The organism is Clostridium sp. (assembly GCF_051650885.1).
Lineage (GTDB): Bacteria > Bacillota > Clostridia > Clostridiales > Clostridiaceae > Clostridium.
This window is the reverse complement of sequence record NZ_JBOFRG010000249.1, coordinates 20835-41544: the sequence shown is the minus strand read 5'-3', so window position 1 is coordinate 41544 and position 20710 is coordinate 20835. Positions and strand designations below refer to the sequence as shown.

The window sequence follows — 20710 nt, the reverse complement described above, 5'->3', positions numbered from 1 at the left end:
AATAGGAAAAATCTATATAGAAATATATTATTAAATTGGAAAAATATATCTTATGAAAATGTAAAGATATACACTAAAAACAGTATTTATTTATAAATTCATAAAAATAAATACTGTTTTACATTAAAGAAGTAGTATAAGATAAAAAATACTGAATAAATAAATAGAGTAAAATATGATGGACAAAAAAAATGATATCATTGGTACATTATGGTATTAAAAAAATTGGACACATAAAAAATGAAATGTTAAAATTTCAGTAGTAAAGGTTTTAACTAAATTAATCAAATAAATGTGTATAAATTATATGGATAGAGTGGTTTTTGAGAGAGGATATCTTTTGAGAAGTGCTCTTTTTCATTTTCTTAAGGTTATTGTAAGAAAAGTCGGAAAATAAAAGTAAATAATTATTTAACAATACGAAGTGGAAAAAAAGAGAAAATTAACAAAAAACTTAAAAAAAAGGGGATTTAAAAGGAGAAAAAAGCACAAAATAATAAAAAAGCTAATTCCGTTAACAGTTTATTAAAAAGGATTAAAATTTTATGAGGAAAAGCTAGTTGATTAAAGGGGATAAAAGTAATATTCTTAATTAGAATTTGAGATTTTTAGAAGGGAAGATAGGATGAAAAAGTTTTTAAAGTTATTATATTTTATAGTACCTATATTAATTGGTATTGTTTTTGCAAATGGACTAAATATGTATTTAGATCATCAAATACCAATACTAATGAAACAAAAAGACTTAATGCCAATAAGAAATAAATTTGGTAGCGATTTAAAGTCTAAGGGAGTAGTAGCTAATGATTACTTCTTAAACCAAGGAGATATAATGTTTTTAGGTTCTTCAGAACTTGAACATGTAACCCTTCAACACCCAAGCTATTTCTTTAATACAGGACATAGCAAAAACAATGCATTTATTGTAGGAAAAGAATTTAATCAGGATTTACAAGCAGCAACAATTATAGGAAGTTTAAACCCAAATATAAAAGATAAAAAGGTAGTATTTACCTTCTCATTCCAATGGTTCTTAACACACAGAGGAATAACGAACTACGATTTCAGTACAAGGTTTTCACCAGTACAGTTTTATCAGTTCTTAAACAATCCTGATATAACGCATGAAACAAAGGTGAAATTTGCTAAGCAAGTTTATTCTTACTTAAAGGGATCTAAGGAATATCAACCAGAGGTTTTATATGCAAAAATCTATGGATATAATGAAAGTCTTTCATCAAAGATTGAAGAAGTTTTATTTTATCCATACTTTAAAGTACATGAGTTTATGCTTAATTTAACAGGAAAAGGACTTTTATATAAGAGATTAAAAGGATTATCTCCATATGAAGCACCGACAAAACCAATGACTCCATGGAACTGGAAAGAGCAACAAAAACTTGCATATGAAGATGGTAAAAGATTAAGTTCTGATAATCCATATGGAATGTTAGACAAAGAGTATACACCTGAATTTAGAAAAAATTTAGCATGGTATAATGGTGCATTCAAAACTACAGATTTAATAAAGTCAGATGAATTAAATCAATATAAGTTATTCCTTCAGGTATGTAAGGAAACAGGAGTTAAACCAATAATCGTACTAATGCCAGGAATGAATTGGTTCTATGATTATATAGGAATACCAAAGAAAGAAAGATATCAGTTATTTGATGAAGTTAAGAAACTTGCAAAAGCTGATGGATTTACAGTACTAGATTACAGAGATTACGATAATAAAAAATATTTCTTAAGAGACGTAGCACACTTAGGAACAGAAGGGTGGACTGATGTGAGTGAAAAAGTTTATAAAATCTATAATCAGCAATAAGCTATTAATGATGAGTATCTTATTTACTATAGCTATAATACTGGGAATACTTATATTAACATTTACACCATATAAGCAGTTACCATTTATATATAGTGAATTCTAGGAATTAAGAATGTAGAGTTAAGAATTGAGAATTAGTTTATAACTAAGGCTTAATTCTTAATTATTACTTAGCAAAAGATTAAAAATCAAAGGTTAACGAAGGAGGAGTTTTTTAGTATGCAAATATTAAAAGGAATAAAAAAATATTCTGAAACTGATAGAATTGCATTAAAATGTGATGGAGAATCCCTTTCTTATAAGGATTTAGATAAATATTCAGAAGCAATAGCACTTTTCTTAAAAGAAGAGTATGGTGCTTTAGATACGCCAGCTATGATATATGGAAATAAAGACAATCTAATAATGGCATGTATGATAGGTTCCTTAAAATCAGGAAGAGCATATGTACCTTTAGATGTAAGCTTTCCAATAGATAGAGTTATAACTGTTAAAGAAGAAGTTATGCCAAAAATACTTTTTAACTTTAGTGAAAACGGTAAAGAAGAATTTGGTTCAGATATAAAAGTTATAAATGAAGATGAATTAAAAGAAATAATAAAGAAATATGATGGAGAAATAAGCGAGGATTCTTGGGTTAAAGAAGACGAAAATGCTTATATTCTTTTTACATCAGGAAGTACAGGAAAGCCAAAGGGAGTTCAAATAAGCAGTAACAACTTAGATAACTTTGTAGAATGGATAAGTCCAGAGCTTAACATCGATGGAAGTGAAAAAGTTATAATGAACCAAGCAGCTTATTCATTTGACCTTTCTGTAACAACAATATATCCAGGACTTACACATGGAGCTACACTTTTCTCATTATCAAAGAAAACTTTAGCAGACTATGCAGAAATGTTTAAGCAATTTAAAGAATCAGATATGGGAATATGGGTATCAACACCATCATTTGCAGGAGTATGTGTAACAGATGATAGCTTCAATGCAGAATTAATGCCAAAGCTTGAGTCAATGATATTCATAGGTGAAGTATTACCTAAAAAATTAGCAAATGAGCTTATGGAAAGATTCCAAAAGACAAGAGTTATAAATGGATATGGACCAACAGAAGCAACAGTTGCAGTTGCATCAAATGATGTAACTAAAGAAATGTTAGAAGATGAAAAAAGTCTTCCTGTAGGAATTCCAATGAAAACATCAGGTGTTAAAATTGTAGATGAAAATGGAAACACTGTTAAAGATGGAGAAAAAGGTGAAATAATCATAATTGGAAAATCAGTTTCAAAAGGTTATTTCAAAAATGAAGAAAAAACAAATGAAGCATTCTATTATGATGAATTTGAAGGAAAAGAATACAGAGCTTATAGAACAGGGGATATGGCATACTATGAAAATGGAATGTTATATTACTGTGGTAGACGTGATTTTCAAATAAAATTAAACGGTTTTAGAATTGAAATAGAAGACATTGAAAACAACTTAAGAAAAGTTACAAATGTAAAAAATGCAGTAGTACTTCCAGTATATAAGGATGAAAAAATAGCATACTTACAAGGTGTAATACAGCTTAAAGAAAAAAATGATTTAAGCAATCTTAAAAATGGAATGGCTATTAAAAAAGAGCTTGGTGAATATATTCCAGGATATATGGTTCCAAGAAACATAAAAATAATAGAAGAATTCCCAACAAACATCAATGGAAAAATTGACAGAAAAAGATTAATGGAGGAAATGTAATGTTACCACTTACACAATATGGAACATATTTTTATATGTATCTTTTAGTTTTAGTTACAATTCCAGCATTTCTTTTAGGAGTTATGGGAAAAAATATAAAGACTTATGGAATGCTTGCAACAGCATTTATGATAGTAGTGATACTTGGAACAGGGCTTCACTTAGCATTCTTTATAATCTTTATGATATGGGAAGTTGGATTAGTATATATTTATATGTGGATAAGAAAAAAGTCAGAAAGCAAAGTAAAATACAGAATCTTTTTATTCTTATCAATGTTACCAATTATAGTATTCGAGCTTACACAAACAATATCAATAAAGTTACCAATAGGTCATTTAAGAATACATGGGCATAGACTTGCACACCATGATATGGTAGCAATAGGTGTTTTAACATTTATGGGATTATCATACTTAAACTTTAGGGTAATGCAAATCATAATAGAAACTTATGATGGACTTATAACAGAACTAAAATTTGCAGATCTTTTATACTACATTACATTCTTCCCAGCACTTAGCTCAGGACCAATAGATAGGTCAAGAAGATTTGATGAAGATTTAAGCAAAAAGATTGAAAGAAAAGAATACTTAAATGAATATGCCTTAGTAGGATTTAAGAAAATCATACTTGGAGTTGTTTATAAATTTGTATTAGCATATGTAGTGCACACATATTTCTTAGATAAAATCCCAGGAAATATTACCTTCATGCATGCATGGGGATATGCATATGCATACACATTATACTTATTCTTTGACTTTGCAGGATACTGTTTAATGGCAGTAGGAACAAGTTATCTTTTTGGAATAAAAACTCCAGATAACTTTAACAAGCCATTTATCAGTAAAGATATGAAAGAGTTTTGGACTAGATGGAATATTACACTTTCAAGATGGCTTGGGGATTACCTTTACTCAAGATTTGTTATCTCATCAATGAGAAAGAAGAGATTCAAGAGTAGATACACAGCATCACATATAGCACAATGGATGTCTATGTTTGTAATAGGATGTTGGCATGGAATAACATGGTATTATATACTTTATGGATTCTTACAAGGATTAGTATTAGTATTAACAGATATATATCAAAGAAAATCAAAATTCTATAAAAAGAATAAAAAGAAAAACTGGTATAAGGTTGTTGCAATTATAGTGAACTTCCAAATAATAGCCTTTTTCTTATTAATATTCTCAGGATATTTCCATACACATCATTTCTAAAAAAGAAAGAAGTGTAGTAAAATAGAAAAGTAAACTAGAAATGTTTAAAACAAAGGAGGAATTTATCATGCAAGAAACGGTTATAGAAATTTTTGAAGAAGTAACAGGAAATGATGAAATAAGAGAGGATTTAGATTTAGATCTTTTTGAAGCAGAGCTTTTAGATTCACTTGCAATAATCGAAGTATTATTACAAATCGAAGAGAAGCTTGGAATGAAATTACAACCAACTGATTTAGAAAGAAAAGATATGGCGACTGTAAATCAGTTAACTGCATTCTTAGAAGCGAAGAAGAATTAAGAGTTAAGAATTAAGAATTATGGAGGAAACTTGCCGAACGGCAAGTTTCTTTTTAATTGAAAAAAACCTAGTAAGCTTTGCTTGCTAGGTTTTTGTGGAAGAGTGGTTATTTAGTTTTTATGTCTTCTGTAGTATTAAATTCTGATGTAGCGATATTGTTTACGGCAATATCATCTATCGTAGGGTCTGTAGCTTTTGTTCTTCCACCAGTTTCGGATACACTGGTTAATTGTCCGTTAGTTGGGCAATAGTCAGTCTTTCCTTCATTAGGTAAATAAGAATCAGGACTGATTTTATCAAAAGATTCTACTGGTGTAGAATTTTCTAAATAAGCTAAGGTATAGTCCTCATCTGAGCTACAATTTTCTGCACAGTCTTTTGTGCATTTACAATTAGATAAGTTATCTGGGGTACTTTCTTTTTGCATAAGATTGCTAAGTTGTTCTGAATTTCCGTGTTCAGATACCTTAGTAGTAATTTGTGGAGACGTACTACAACATTTTTTATCATTATTCATAAATATCAACTCCTCAGGATTAGTTTGTACAATAAGTGAAAAAATATACGTGGGGAATTGGGAATAAAAAATTAAAAATGAAGAATTGGGGGGGCTCAAAATTTACCTGGCGGTAAATTTTATCGCAGGAGAATTTTAAGTTAAGAGTTAATAGGTTAGAGGTAAGAGTTAGGTGGGATTTAAACTTTAAATAGAGTAAGAACTATGGATTGCGAGTTAATGGATATTTTAATATAATTAAAATAACACTTTTAAATTTGAAAAATTGAAATGAACTAGGAATAAAAATATAAATTAAAGTAAATAATTAAAGCAAAAGATAAAGTAGAGGAATAGAGTGATGGATAAAAAAGAAAGTGTTAAGTTAGATGAAGTTCTAAAGTTTTTGTTTAGCACTTCGAATAAAGTTCTTGTTAAGTTATTAAATGGATTATTTAATGAGAATTTTGAGGAAGATGAAGTCAACATAAGCGTTAGTGGAAATGAATTTATTGAAGATTCTTTAGAAATATTAAGAGGTGATATGTTTTATAAGGCATTACATAGAGATGGGAAAAATATAAATTATCACATAGAGTTTCAAACTAAAAATGATTCAACTATGGTGATAAGAACCTTTGAATATGGCTTTAAGAAGGCTAAGGAAGAAAGCTTAAATGGTGATTCAGTAAAGGAAATATATTTTCCAAGGCAAAAAGTAATATTTTTTGAAGAAAATAAAAGCATAGAAGAATATATTAAAGCTTAAAATAATATTTCCAAATGGAAGTGATTATTTATATGAGATTGACATAATTAAATATTGGGAATATTCAAAAGAAGAGATATTAGAGAAAAAGCTATATCCACTTTTGCCACTACAATTATTTAACATTAGAAAAACTTTGAAAAAGTTAGAAAGTAAAAATGATAAAGAAAGTATAGGAAAAGTAGCTGAAGATGCAAAAAAATTGGCAAAAGATTTAGCAGAAAGCTCAAGTAGATTATTAAAAAATGAAGAAATCTATGGTGAAGATTTTCATAGAATGCTACTAGGAATACAAAATTTAATAGAATACTTAAATAGAGTATATTTTAAAAATGATGAAATAGAAAAGGAAGTGGGAAATATGACTAAAACTTTATATGATTCAGAGGTTGAAAAACGTGGTGAAATAAGAGGTGTAGATAAAGGTATAGAGCTAGCTAAAAAAATATTTAAACTTTCGAGAAATGGAAAAAGTATTGATGAAATAGCAAAAGAATGTAATACGACTTTAGAGAAAGTTAGTAAAATTTTAGAGTAGACTAAGATAGAATTAAGAATGAAAAATTTAGAATTGGAAGGACTTGCAAGCAAGTCTTGGGGGGCTCAAAATTTACCTGACGGTAAATTTTATCGCAAGATAAATACTTTGTTTCTAAAACTCGCCTAAGCGAGTTTTTTCCTTAACTCTTAACTTTTAATTCTTAACTCCTCTAATGTGGACAGGCGAATGATTAGTTGATATAATTAAAAAGTGTTCAGAAAAGTTTTTATAGGCTGAACATTAAAGACGGGGGGAGTTTAATTTTTAAATTAAACTTAATTACTGTTAGGTAATGCTTATGAGGAAGACGTCTTTAGAGATGTGGAGGAGAGAAAAAACTATGCCAGTTAGAATAGCTATATTAGGTGGACCAAGATGTGGAAAAACAACTTTAATACAACAATTATATGTAGATTTAAAAATAAGAGATTTAAATGTTGGAGCAGTAACAGAGTATAGTACTGATTATTTAAGAGATAAGGGAATGATAGAAAATATTTCTGAGCAGTATGGAATTTATTTAGGACAAGCCCAAATTGAGGAATCTTTAAATTTTTTCGACTATGCATTAACAGATTATGCAACATTCTTAACATATGTTTATGGAAGATTTATGCTTGGAGATAAAAAGAGAAGTAAAAAAGAAATTGAAATATTAAAGGATCTTTATGTTTTAGCATTAAGAGACTTACAAAAATATGATCATATATTCTTTGTACCAAGAGAGTTTGGATATGAAAAAGATGGAGTAAGATGGCAAGATGAAGACCTTGCTATAGCAATAGATACAGCAATTCTTTCATTCTTAGAGGCTGAAAATGTTAAGTTCACAAAGGTAACAGGTTCAACGAAAGATAGATCAGAAAGAATTTTAAAAGAAGTAGGACTTGATAAAGTTGAAATAAAATTAGCTAAAACTAGCAAGGTTTTAGTAAATAATTAAAGAGAAGATTAAAGAACTGGCATTGTATCAAGTGTCAGTTCTTTTTAGTTTAAAACTAATTGATTAAGAAATGAGGAAATGTGTATAATATAGATAAGAAGTAAGGTAGGAGAGGTGGAAAGTTTTGGCGGTATATTTAAATACGAGAAGACCTTTAGAGAATTACAAGAATTTATATAGAAGTAAATACTTTGTAGATAAATCAACCATAATAGAGGAGCTAAATGAAGTTATAGATACTTCAGATAAATATATATGTGTGACGAGACCTAGAAGGTTTGGAAAATCAAGTGTAGCAGAAATGCTTGGAGCATATTATTCTAAGGCAGCAGATACATCAGAGATTTTTGATAAGCTTAAAATAAGTAGTTGTGATAGCTATGCAGAAAATATAAATAAATATAATGTAATAAGTATAAGCTTTAACATGATACCAGATGATTTAGGATATGAAAAAAAATATGAGGATTATATTAAATTAATCAAAGCAGGTATAGTTGATGATTTAAAGACAATGTATCCAGAAGTTGAGATGAAGGAATTTTATAATATAAGCCAAATGCTAGAAGCAACAAATGAAAAGTTTATATTTATATTTGACGAATGGGATTATATTTTTAATAATAACTTATTTAAAGAAAATCAAAATGACTTTTTAGAGTTTCTAAGAAATATGCTAAAAGATAAACCATATGTAAGTCTTTGTTATATGACAGGAGTTCTTCCTATAAAAAGATATTCAAGTGGTTCAGCTCTTAATATGTTTGATGAGTTTACGTTTCTAAGAGATAGAAAATTTGGAGAATTTTTTGGGTTTACGGAGACTGAGGTTAGAGAGCTTTGTAAAAAAAATAAAAAATTGAAATTTGAAGAGTTGGAAGCTTGGTATAATGGATATCAAACGGCATTGGGAGTGAAAGTTTATAATCCACGATCAGTAGTAAAGGCACTTTTAAATAATCATTGTGAAAGTTATTGGACGAATACAGGAGCTATGGAAGAGGTGGGAGAATTACTTAAGTGTAATACTTTGGAAATTAGAGATGACATTATAGAAATGGTTACTGGTGAAGAAATTGATATAGTGATAGATGAAGAATTTAGAGCAGGTCAAGAAGCACCAAAAACTAAAGAAGAAATTTATTCAGCAATGATAGTTTTAGGCTTTTTATCATATTATGATGGATATCTAAAAATCCCAAATAAGGAATTAATGAGAGAATTTGAAAAGGCATTAAAAGATGAGTCATTTGGATATGTAGCTAAAATAGTAGAGAAGTCTAAAAGTATGCTAAAAGCAACAATAAATAAAGATACAAAAACAGTAGAAAAAATACTTCATGATATTCATAATTCAGAGATTCCGATTCTCCAGTATCAAAGGAAGTCCGACTCACTAAGTTCGCTGGACAAGTTCAAATACCCAAATCTAAGATTTGGATTTTCACTTGAGAATAGCTTGTCGTGTGTATTAACATTAGCATATCTATCAGCAAGAGACACTTATAGGGTTGAAAGAGAAGAAAAAACAGGAAAAGGATATGCAGACTTTACGTTTCATCCAAGAAGAAAAAATGATACTGCTTTCATAGTAGAACTTAAAAAAGACGTAAATGTAGAAATAGCGTTAGAACAAATAAAAAATAAGGAATATATAGAAAAATTCAAATATGAAAATGAGGGTAAGAAGGTTCTTGCAGTTGCAATAAGTTATGACTCAAAAGAGAAAGAGCATAAATGCTTAATTGAGGAAATTTAAATTAATACCTCAGATAGACGGTTTATTCTATCTGAGGTATTTTTATGGCTTCTTACTTAATTTGGTTAATGAATTATTATAAAATAACTGTGAGGTTTTATATAGAAACTTTTAATTTTTTTAATCCTAAATAAAAGAATATTACACCAGTTATAAAAGCTAGGATGTTTGATAAAGGTAGCACAATCCAAGCACCGGTTATCCCCATGTGAAATAAGTAAGGGAATAGGTATATAAAGGGAATGAAAAATAGAAGTCTTCTAGATATAGATAAGAAGATTGCTTCTTTTGGTCTTCTAATGCCTCTGAAAAAGGACATTGATAAATAGTATATACAAACAAATGGTGTTGTAAGCATAACTAATATAAGTATTTTATTTCCATAATCAATTATGACTGAATTATTTGAGAAAAGCCCCATAATTTCTTTAGAGAAAATTATAATTATAAGGCTTATAAGGGAACCAAAAACTATGGAATAAAGGATTGTATAAAATAAGGTTTCTTTTATTCTTTTTATATTTTTAGCGCCAAAGTTATAGCCTATTAAAGGTTGGGCACCACGAGTAAATCCCATAATAAATTCTTGAATACTTGAGGTTACTTTTGATACTATTCCATAAATAGCAATTGCAGAGTTACCACCAAGTGCTAATAGCTCATGGTTAAATAAAACCATAGCTAAAGAACCAACAGTTTGACTTAAAAAAGAAGAAACTCCAAGAGGAAGTGATTTTTTTATTATGTTAAAGTCAAAGTTAAGGTTCTTTATTTTGATTTTAAGATATGTTTTAGTTTTAAAAATATATAATATGTACAATAAGCTTATTCCTTTGGAAAGAGTTGTTGCAAGTCCAGCACCTAAAATTCCTAGATGAAATATGACTATTAGCAAAAAATCTAAAAGAATATTTGAAAGAATGCTAATTAAGGCACCATTCATAGCATATTTAGCTGAACCTTCAGCTCTTAAAACACTATTTAAACCAATAGTTAATGGGTAAAATAAAATTCCAATGAACATAGCCTTAGCATATAAAATAGCATCATTAATAACAGAACCACTAGCACCAAATAGTTGGACAATATCTTTAGAAAATAGCATGCCAATAATAAAAAGTGCAGAAGAAAAACATAAAATAAAAATAATTAAACTTCCAATACTTTTTTCAGCATAATCCTTGTCCTTTTTTCCAAGAAAAATAGATATATTAGTTCCTATTCCAGTTGAAAATAATAAAGTTATAGCTGATATCAGCATTTGGATTGGCACGTAAATTGATACTGCTGTAATTCCAGTGACAAAGGTATACTTTCCTATGAACATTGTATCTATTAAGCTATATAGTATAGAAGATAATGTCGAAATTGCAGAGGGTGTACTAAGTAATAAAACTGATTTATAAGTTTTTTCAGTTGATAGTAAATAATCTCTATTCATTTAAGCTCCTTATATTTAAAATTTAAAGTAATATTATTTGAAATAATACTATACAAAAAAAGTATTAAGTAGGGATTAACGAAAAATAGTTTTTGAAAAATTATTACGAAGTTCATAAATTTTTCAAAAAATGTTTTAATTTTAGACAAAAGATGATATAAAAAGAGTATGAAAAGGATTTTAGATTAATGAATGTGAGGGAAAATTATGATTTATGAAGTTTGTGTAGGAAGTTATAAAGAAGGAATTGAAGGATATAAAAATGGAGCATCTAGAATTGAACTTTGTGATAATTTGATGGAAGATGGGACAACTCCTAGTTATGGAACTATAAAGAAGTTAGTTGAAGATGTGGGTATTCCAGTTATGGTTATAATAAGACCAAGAGGTGGGAAATTTATATTCTCAAAAGAAGAAATAGAAATAATGAAAATTGATATAGAAATGGCAAAGCAGGCAGGAGCATATGGTATTGTTGTTGGAGCACTTAGAGATGGAAATATTGATTACCATTGTATAAAAGAATTATTAAAAGACAAAGGTGATTTAAGTGTAACATTCCATATGGCATTTGATGAATTGGATTCATTAGAATTAATGATGGATGCTATAGACAAGCTTCACGCTATAGGAGTAGATAGAATCTTAACTAAAGGTGGAAGAGGAGATGCACTATACAACTGGAATAGCTTAAAAAAGTTAGTTGACTATGCAGGAGACAGAATCTCTATAATGCCGGGAAAAGGAATAAACAAAAACAATAGAGATTACATAATTCAAAAAACAGGTGCAACGGAGATTCATGGGACTAGAATTGTTTAAAATTATTAATCAAATGTTTCCCATTAAGACATTTTTAGTTAAATAAAGGCTTTTATACTTAAATAAGGAAATAAATTTCAAGGGAGATGTTAAGTATGAAGGAAGAGTTAGCTAATTTAATTTTTAATGATTTGCTTAAGAGTGCAGATGAGTATGAAAAACAGTATCCAAAGAGAGTTAGAAATAATGACCAGTATATTGTAAGGTATGCACCTAGTCCGACAGGCTTTCAACATATTGGAGGAGTTTATACAGCACTTATTAATGAACGTCTTGCTCACCAAAGTGGTGGAGTTTTATATCTTAGAGTGGAAGATACTGACCAAAAGAGAGAAGTTAAGGGTGCTATTAAAGATTTAATAGATACAATGAATAATTTTGGAATAGATTTTGATGAAGGGATGCTTGGTGAAAATACCCAAAGTGGAATATATGCTCCATATAAACAAAGTCTTAGGGGCGATATTTATAAAGCTTTTGCTAAAAGACTTATTTTACAAGGTCTTGCTTATCCTTGTTTTTGTTCATCTGAAGAAATTAATGAACTTAGAGAAGAACAGATAAAGGAAAAAATTACACCAGGTTATTATGGAGAGTATGCTAAGTGCAGAAATCTTACTGATGAAGAAGCCATTGAAAGAATAAAGAATGGTGAAGAGTATATTATAAGATTAAAATCACCAGGAAAAGAAGGAAATAGAACAAAGGTAAGGGATTTAATTAAAGGTGAATTACTTTTACCTGAAAGCCTTCAAGATATAGTTATAATTAAATCAGATGGACTTCCAACTTATCATTTTGCTCATGTTATAGATGATGCTTTAATGGGGACAACTCATGTTATAAGAGGGGAAGAATGGTTGCCTTCATTCCCAATTCATCTTCAATTATTTAAGGTTTTAAATTTTGAAACACCTTATTATGCACATGTACCAACCGTTATGAAGATGGATAATGGTTCTAAAAGAAAGCTATCTAAAAGAAAGGACCCTGAAAGTGCAGTAAGTTATTATAGAGAAAAAGGATATCCTGAAGTTTGTGTTATAGAATATCTTTTAAATATAATCAATTCTTCCTTTGAGGAATGGAGAGAAGAACACAAGGATGAATCTTATAAAGAGTTTAAGGTATCTTTAGAGCATATGAGTAAATCAGGAGCTTTATTTGATATTAAAAAATTAAATGATATAAGTAAAAATATTATCTGTAGAATGAGTGGAGCAGAAGTTTATAGCAGATATGTAAACTGGGCTAAAGAGTTCGACAAAGAAATGTATATCTTAGTCATTGAGAATGAAGATATTATAAAAAAAGCATTGAGTATAGATAAGGATTCAGAAAAAGAAAGAAAAGATTTTGCAAAGTGGGATGAAGTAAGAGAAAAAATATATTACTTTATAGATGACCAGTTTTATAAAGAAAAAGAAGAAGATATCCAAATTCCACAAAGCTTATCAATGGATAATGTAAAAGAGATTGTAAAATTATATATAGAAAATTATCCTTCTAATGTTAGTACATCAGAAGAATGGTTTGAGCATTTAAAAAATCTCTCAATAAGTAATGGCTTTGCAGCTAACAAGAAAGAATTTAAGAAAAACCCAGATGGGTTTAAAGGAATGGTTTCAGATTTTGCAGGAGCAATAAGAAGTGCAATAACACATAGAATAAATACACCAGACCTTTATGTAATAATAGATATATTAGGTGAAAAAAGAATAAAAGAACGTCTAGAAAAATTTAATTAAAGATTTAAAGAGCCTTATTAAAAACTTCTCATTATATATGAGGAGTTTTTTTTGTATTTAAAATTCTTAAAATGAATTTTGCAGGAGTTAATGCAAAAAAATAAAGAAGTTAAATAAAAGAGAAATGGTAAAGTGAACCAGAAAAATTTTTTAATGCAAAAAGGACATAGAAACTTAATATAAAAAGAAAAAAATTCAAATGATACTATTGATTTTTAAAAATAAATCAGGTTCAAAAAATAGGATGAAAATGGAATTATACATTTATTAGAAGAAGATAGATTTAATTGATAGATTAGTAGTTTATTTAAAGAAGTAATAAGAAAAATAAGGGAGAAAAAATGCAAGAAAAAATTCAAGACAATCATCTAAATGAAGGAAAACTTTCAATAATCTTAAAATTAAGAACATTGTTACTTAACAAAATATGGTTAGAATAAAACTGTAGAAAGAAAACACGTTAAAACAAAAGGAGGTGGAGCTTTAATAATAAATAATATTATTAAAGTAAAAGCATGGGGAATAATAAAGATGTAAAAAAATTAAGCTTGTTTGGATTCTTCTCAATAACAGCAACAATGGTTATGACTGTTTATGAATATCCAACATTTGCAACATCAGGATTTCATTTGGTATTTTATTTAGTACTTGCAGGATTCTTTTGGTTTTTACCTTACGCATTAATGGCAGCTGAAATGGCTACAGTTGATGGATGGCAAACAGGGGGAATATTTGCTTGGGTAGGAAATACTTTAGGAAAGAAATTCGGGTTTGCAGCAATATTTTATCAATGGTTTCAAATAACTGTTGGATTTGTAACAATGATTTATTTTATAGAAGGTGCACTTTCATATGTATTAGGATGGAAAGCATTAAGTGGTGATCCTTTAGTAGAATTTATAGGACTGCTAGTTATTTTTTGGGTATTAACACTTTTACAACTAGGTGGAACAAAAAATACAGAAAAAATAGCTAAGGCAGGGTTCGTAATAGGTATAGTAATACCAGCAATTATATTATTAGTACTTGGAATTTCATATGTAGTAGGAGGAAATCCAACATATGTAACAATAAGTGCAAAAGCTTTTGTACCAGACTTTAGTAAGTTACCAACATTAGTTATATTTGTATCATTTATATTAGCTTATATGGGAATTGAAGCATCAGCAACACATGTTAATGAAATGGAAAATCCAAAAAGAAATTATCCATTAGCAATTCTTATAATAGTTGTAGTTGCAATAGTATTAAACTCAATTGGTGGGCTTATAATAGCAGCAACTATACCAGCATCAGCATTATCACTAAATTCAGGAGTTGTTCAATCATTCCAAGCATTAATAGGACACTTCTCACCAGGAATGATTTGGTGTGTAAAAATAATAGCAGTAATGATTGCATTTGGTGTAATGGCAGAAATTAGCGCATGGGTTGTAGGACCAATCAAAGGAATCCATGAAGCAGCTAAACAAGGAATTTTACCAGAAAAATTCAAAAAAGTTAATAAAAAAGGTGTACCAACTCCTTTAATAATAGCTCAAGGAATTGTAGTAACAATTTGGGCTGCTATATTAACATTTGGTGGAGGTGGAAACAACGTTTCCTTCTTAACAGCAATATCACTAACAGTTTGTATATATTTAGTTGGATACCTTTTATTCTCAGTTGCATATATGGTATTAACATTAAAGAAAAAAGAATTAAACAGAGTATACAAAATTCCAGGTGGAACAGTATTCAAAATGATAGTTGCAATAGTAAGCTTAGTTATGTCAATACTAGCATTATGTATATCATTTATACCACCAAGCACACTACCTGCATCAAGCTCAACAGAGTATCTAACAATACTGATTGTGTGTTTTGTAATAAGTGTAATTATACCATTTGCAATATATGCACAAAGTAAAAAAAGAAGAGCAGCATTAGAAGAAAAAAGCACAAATTAAATTAGATAAATTAAAAATAAAAAGGACGGCGATTAAAATGAAATTTAATGAATTAAAATTTTTTGACATGGAACTACCAAAAGACGAGATAATGAAATCAGGAGTAGATTCAGAGCTTGCATACAATTTAATAAAAGATGAACTAATGGATGAAGGGAATGCAAGAATGAATCTTGCAACCTTCTGCCAAACTAACATGGAAACAAATGCAATAAGATTAATGGCAGAAACATTAGAAAAAAATGCTATTGATAAATCAGAATATCCACAAACAACAGAAATAGAAAACAGATGTATAAATATAATAGCAAAGCTTTGGAATGCAAAAGAAGATGATGATTATATAGGAACATCAACAGTAGGTTCATCAGAAGCATGTATGCTTGCAGGAATGGCAATGAAATTTGAATGGGAAAGAAAAGCTAAAGAGGCAGGAGTTGATATTAAAAAGAAAAAACCAAACCTTATAATATCATCAGCATACCAAGTGTGTTGGGAAAAATTCTCAGTATATCATGATGTTGATTTAAAAGTTATCCCACTTGAAGAAGGAATGTTAAAGTTAGACAACAAAAAAGCAATTGAAGCTATTGATGATTATACAATAGGTATAGTTGGAATCCTTGGAATAACTTATACAGGAAAATATGATGATATTGAAGATTTAGATAGAAGACTAGAGGAATACAATAAAACTGCTAAATTCCCAATATATATTCATATAGATGGAGCATCAGGAGGATTATTCACACCATTTGTAGATGATAAATTAAACTGGGACTTTAAATTAAAAAATGTAATCTCAATAAGTGCCTCAGGTCACAAATATGGACTAGTATACCCAGGTATAGGATGGGTATTATGGAAAGATAAAAAATATCTACCAGAAAAAATGGTGTTTGAAGTAAGCTACCTAGGTGGAAAATTACCAACAATCGCAATAAACTTCTCAAGAAGTGCAAGCCAAATAATAGGGCAATATTATGTATTTGTTAGATATGGATTTGATGGAATGAAAGCAATCCATGAAAACACTAAAAAAGTTGCAATGTATATAAGCGAAGAAATCTCTAAAATGGGAATCTTTGAAATATATAATGATGGAGAAAACTTACCAATAGTTTGTTATAGATTAAAAGCAGAAGAGAAATGGTCGTTAGACGACTTAACAGACAGACTAGCAATGAAAGGATGGCAAGTACCAACTTACCCATTACCAGAAGACTTAGAAAACATCAGAATTCAAAGAATGGTTATAAGAGCAGACTTTGGAATCAATAGAGCAAAACAGCTAATATTTGATATAAAAGAAGCTATAGAAATATTAGAAAGTGGAGATGAGGAAGACAGTAGCGCGAGCCATGGGTTTATTCATTAGAATTAAGAATGAAAAGTTAGGAGGAATCGGAAGCGATTCTGTAGGGCTTAAAATTTATTTGGCGATAAATTTTATCTCAGGAAATTAATTTAAGTGAAGAAGGGAGTTGCAAGCAACTCCCTTTTTGGGGCTCAAAATTTGTCTGATAGCTAGTGCTCGTAATACCCCACCTTCTATAAGTGAGAATCCAAATTTCAATTTGGCTATTCAAACTTAAATAAGTGCAAGTGGGGGGAAACGGGCATACGCTCCTAGATAAGTGAGACTCTAAATTTTAATTTAGTCAGTTGAACGTATACTTTAGTATAAATTCGACTAAAGAGTCAGATGGCGTTAACACTTCACCTAACTCAAGTCTCATTTTATCTGGAGATAAATTTTATAGCAGGGAGTTAGCTTGAGTGGAGGTGTAAAAGAAAAAGTAAGAGTCAATGAGATTTTGAGATTATAATACTTGAAGCATGTAAATAGAGATGATATAATATAGAGGAACCGTTGGAAGGCGAGGGTAATGCCTGAATCCAAATATTCCATTTGCGGGATTAAGGATGGTATACCATCTTTTTTTTTATATGAAAAGAGGTAAAATATGTATAAAATGGATGAAGCTATTAATATTGATGAACAAATAGAGTTAATGAAGAGATATATCGTATTCAAAAGAAAAACAAAAATAAAAAATTTTTTAGAGTATGCAGGATATTTTAGAGTAAGTAGATATGCCAAATATTTATTATCTTTTAGTAATGAAATTGGAAGTAAACCAGATCAAGAGATGCTGTTTGACTTATATAAGTTTGATTTAGAGTTAAGAGGAATCTTATTTAAGTATTGTAAAAAAGCGGAAATACAGTTTAAGTGCAATGTATCGAATGCTATTTCAATGAAAGTAAATGATTCAACATTTTATTTGAAAGAAGAATTTTATACACCAACAAAAGGAGAAAAAGATAAATTAAAAAGGGAAGCAAATAAAAAGTGGTTTAAACAAAAATTTATTAAAAGATTAGTTGAACAAGAGAGAAATCTGAGACAAGATAGAAGCAAATTTCCAGAGTTGAAAGAATATAGGGATGGTGGAACAAAAAATAGAAGGGAAATTCCTTGTTGGGCTGCTTTTTCTTATTATGAATTTGGGACTATAACCAATATATATGCATATTTAAGAGGGGATTTAAAAAAAGAAATATTAGTTTATGGATATTCAAAACATAGGTATCAGAAATCGACAGTGAAAGCAGTGGAAACTTGGATTGATGCTATAAGAAATTTAAGAAATATTTGTGCGCATCATAATAAACTAGTAGGAAAAACTTCATCCATAGTATTAGTGGATATGGATGATGAAAGAGATATTTTAATTAATAATACAGATTTATTTTCACGTATATATGCGTTAAAAAAGATCCTTAATAAAAAAGATAGTGATTTACTGAAAGAAGATTTAAATAAAATAATTAAAAAAGTGAAATTTGATATTTATAAATTAAATATATTACCTAAGGAATGGGAAATACTGTTTGATAGAATAAAATATTTATAAATAGAATATACTTATAAAGTAACAAAAAAAATATAAAATAATATAATGTAAAATACCATTGGAAGGCTAGGGTGGTGCCTTAATCCAAATATTCCATTTGTGGGAAGAGTAAAACTATTAGTTTTACTCTTTTTCTTAGCGACTCAAAATTTACCTTTGGTAAATTTAACGAAGTGGAAGAATGAGTGAACTCCGGTCAAGTCCAAGCTTTCGTAGAATGCTTGGACTGTGTGCTAGTGGGTTCGAACGAGTCCTGGAACGAAGTAGGGCAGAAATTTCTAAAACTCGCTTAAGCGAGTTTTTTCCTCAACTCTCAATTATTAATTCTCAATTCTAAATTCTTTCAAATTAGTTTCTAGTGTGTTATAATGATGGATAGTAAAATTGTAAGGTTACATTTAATATAAATATACTTTTAGGAGGAAATGATTTTGTCTAATTTAAGAAATGAAATAGAAAAAAGAAGAACTTTTGCTATTATATCTCACCCTGATGCTGGTAAGACTACTTTAACTGAGAAGTTTTTATTATATGGAGGAGCTATAAGACTTGCAGGTTCTGTTAAAGCTAGAAAGGCTTCTACTCATGCAGTATCTGACTGGATGGAAATTGAAAAGCAAAGAGGTATCTCTGTAACTTCATCTGTTATGCAGTTTAATTATAGCGGACACTGTATCAACATCCTTGATACTCCAGGTCACCAAGATTTCTCAGAGGATACATATAGAACTCTTATTGCAGCAGATTCAGCGGTAATGGTTGTTGATGCAGCTAAAGGGGTTGAGGATCAAACAAGAAAGTTATTCCATGTTTGTTCTTTAAGAGAAATGCCAATCTTTACATTAGTAAACAAAATGGATAGAGAAGCACAAGATCCATTTGGACTTATGGAAGATATTGAAAATGAACTTGGAATTAAAACATATCCAATGAACTGGCCAATTGGTTCAGGTAAAGACTTTAAAGGTATCTATGAAAGAGATAACAATAGAGTAATTCTTTTCAATGGTGGAAACCATGGTCAAAATGAAGTTGAAATGATGACTGGTGAAGCAAGTGATCCAAAATTTAGAGAGATTTTAGGACCAGTACTTCACGATAAGTTAATGGAAGATATTGAACTTCTTGACATAGCAGGAGATGAGTTTGATGTTGAAAAGGTAAGAAGAGGAGAACTAACTCCAGTATTCTTTGGATCAGCATTAACAAACTTTGGTATAGAGCCATTCTTAGAGCATTTCTTAGAAATGACAACATCACCACTTAAGAGAAATTCAAGCATAGGAGATATAGATCCATTTAACGAAGAATTCTCAGCATTTGTATTCAAAATACAAGCAAACATGAACAAAGCTCATAGAGACAGAATAGCATTTATGAGAATAGTTTCAGGAAAATTTGAAAAAGGAAAAGAATATTTCCACATGCAAGGAAACAAGAAAATAAAACTTGCACAGCCACAACAATTCATGGCACAAGATAGAGAAATAGTAGAAGAAGCATATGCAGGAGATATAATTGGGGTATTTGATCCAGGAATATTCTCAATAGGAGACACACTATGCACTCCATCAAACAAATTCAAATTTGAAGGAATACCAGCCTTTGCACCAGAGCACTATGCAAGAGTAAGACCTGTAGACTCAATGAAAAGAAAGCAATTCGTAAAAGGTGTAACACAAATAGCACAAGAAGGAGCTATACAAGTATTCAAAGAACTACACATAGGAATGGAAGAAATCATAGTTGGAGTTGTAGGAGTTCTTCAATTTGAAGTACTAGAATACAGACTAAAAAATGAATACAACGTAGACATAAAAATGGAAAGACTTCCATACAGATTCGTAAGATGGATAGAAAATGACAACAATATAGATGTAGATAAACTAAACCTTACATCAGACACAAAGAAAGTAAAAGACTTCAAAGACAGAAACCTTTTAATATTCCAAAACACATGGGGAATCTCATGGGCACTTGAGCATAATGATGGAATAGTTCTTTCAGATGTAGGAAAATCAGAATAGAATAAATAACAAATAACAGAAACTAGCTTAAAAATTTTTTAGGCTAGTTTTTTTGTATATAATAAAATAATTTAAAATAATAGGTAGGAATGAGATGAAGAATATTAAACTTAGTGAGTTGAAAAATGTAGAGCATGGAAACATTAGAATTGTTTTTAGAGATCACAAATGAAAAAATTAAAATGAAGTA

At 29.4% G+C, this 20710-nt stretch carries 16 protein-coding genes; 14 read left to right on the top strand and 2 right to left on the bottom strand.

The features are described from left to right. The first annotated feature begins 625 nt into the window (after positions 1-625). From dltD to dltC, 4 genes are all read left to right on the top strand, one after another. Positions 626-1831, top strand: a complete 1206-nt coding sequence (gene dltD / locus ACRC28_RS11875; protein ID WP_438543656.1) for a D-alanyl-lipoteichoic acid biosynthesis protein DltD — start codon at positions 626-628, stop codon at positions 1829-1831. Between the two features lie 222 nt (positions 1832-2053). Beyond that, positions 2054-3574: a D-alanine--poly(phosphoribitol) ligase subunit DltA gene (dltA, locus tag ACRC28_RS11870; protein WP_438543655.1), complete on the top strand. Its 1521-nt coding sequence runs from the start codon at positions 2054-2056 to the stop codon at positions 3572-3574. Further along, on the top strand, positions 3574-4803 hold the full coding sequence (gene dltB / locus ACRC28_RS11865) for a D-alanyl-lipoteichoic acid biosynthesis protein DltB (RefSeq protein ID WP_438543654.1): 1230 nt from the start codon (positions 3574-3576) through the stop codon (positions 4801-4803). The genes dltA and dltB overlap by 1 nt, the downstream gene beginning before the upstream one ends. Positions 4804-4870: 67 nt before the next feature. Then, complete coding sequence (gene dltC / locus ACRC28_RS11860) at positions 4871-5104, top strand: D-alanine--poly(phosphoribitol) ligase subunit DltC (RefSeq protein WP_438543653.1); 234 nt, start codon at positions 4871-4873, stop codon at positions 5102-5104. A gap of 106 nt (positions 5105-5210) precedes the next feature. Here the strand turns inward: dltC and ACRC28_RS11855 are convergent, their stop codons facing one another. Continuing rightward, a complete protein-coding gene (locus tag ACRC28_RS11855) occupies positions 5211-5621 on the bottom strand; it encodes a hypothetical protein (RefSeq protein WP_438543652.1) in 411 nt (136 codons plus the stop codon). 340 nt (positions 5622-5961) lie between these two features. Here ACRC28_RS11855 and ACRC28_RS11850 point away from each other — a divergent pair, with 340 nt between their 5' ends. The 4 genes from ACRC28_RS11850 to ACRC28_RS11835 all read left to right on the top strand — a co-directional run bounded on the left by ACRC28_RS11850 (position 5962) and on the right by ACRC28_RS11835 (position 9612). Further along, positions 5962-6369 carry a hypothetical protein gene (locus ACRC28_RS11850; protein ID WP_438543651.1) on the top strand — a complete coding sequence of 136 codons (408 nt, stop codon included), beginning with the start codon at positions 5962-5964 and terminating at the stop codon, positions 6367-6369. Between the two features lie 103 nt (positions 6370-6472). Further along, complete coding sequence (locus tag ACRC28_RS11845; protein WP_438543650.1) at positions 6473-6907, top strand: hypothetical protein; 435 nt, start codon at positions 6473-6475, stop codon at positions 6905-6907. 343 nt (positions 6908-7250) lie between these two features. Then, positions 7251-7853, top strand: a complete 603-nt coding sequence (locus ACRC28_RS11840; RefSeq protein WP_438543649.1) for an AAA family ATPase — start codon at positions 7251-7253, stop codon at positions 7851-7853. Between the two features lie 124 nt (positions 7854-7977). Continuing rightward, positions 7978-9612 carry an AAA family ATPase gene (locus tag ACRC28_RS11835; RefSeq protein ID WP_438543648.1) on the top strand — a complete coding sequence of 545 codons (1635 nt, stop codon included), beginning with the start codon at positions 7978-7980 and terminating at the stop codon, positions 9610-9612. A gap of 97 nt (positions 9613-9709) precedes the next feature. On the opposite strand, the gene ACRC28_RS11830 is transcribed toward ACRC28_RS11835, so the two are convergent. Then, positions 9710-11053 (bottom strand): MATE family efflux transporter, encoded by a 1344-nt coding sequence (locus ACRC28_RS11830; protein ID WP_438543647.1) that lies wholly within the window; start codon positions 11051-11053, stop codon positions 9710-9712. A 207-nt stretch (positions 11054-11260) separates the two neighbouring features. On the opposite strand from ACRC28_RS11830, the gene ACRC28_RS11825 reads away from it, so the two are divergent. The 6 genes from ACRC28_RS11825 (at position 11261) to ACRC28_RS11800 (ending at position 20520) form a co-directional block, all read left to right on the top strand. Further along, a complete protein-coding gene (locus ACRC28_RS11825) occupies positions 11261-11875 on the top strand; it encodes a copper homeostasis protein CutC (RefSeq protein WP_438543646.1) in 615 nt (204 codons plus the stop codon). A gap of 95 nt (positions 11876-11970) precedes the next feature. Next, on the top strand, positions 11971-13623 hold the full coding sequence (gene gltX / locus ACRC28_RS11820) for a glutamate--tRNA ligase (protein WP_438543645.1): 1653 nt from the start codon (positions 11971-11973) through the stop codon (positions 13621-13623). A gap of 515 nt (positions 13624-14138) precedes the next feature. Next, positions 14139-15572, top strand: a complete 1434-nt coding sequence (gadC, locus tag ACRC28_RS11815) for a glutamate:gamma-aminobutyrate antiporter (protein ID WP_438543644.1) — start codon at positions 14139-14141, stop codon at positions 15570-15572. Between the two features lie 37 nt (positions 15573-15609). After that, entirely contained in the window at positions 15610-16950 is a 1341-nt protein-coding gene (locus ACRC28_RS11810) for a glutamate decarboxylase (RefSeq protein ID WP_438543643.1), read from the top strand. Positions 16951-17539: 589 nt separating this feature from the next. Continuing rightward, positions 17540-18493, top strand: a complete 954-nt coding sequence (locus ACRC28_RS11805) for an Abi family protein (RefSeq protein WP_438543642.1) — start codon at positions 17540-17542, stop codon at positions 18491-18493. 425 nt (positions 18494-18918) lie between these two features. Further along, positions 18919-20520, top strand: coding sequence for a peptide chain release factor 3 (locus ACRC28_RS11800; RefSeq protein WP_438543641.1), 1602 nt, complete (start codon positions 18919-18921; stop codon positions 20518-20520). The last annotated feature ends 190 nt before the right edge of the window (positions 20521-20710 follow it).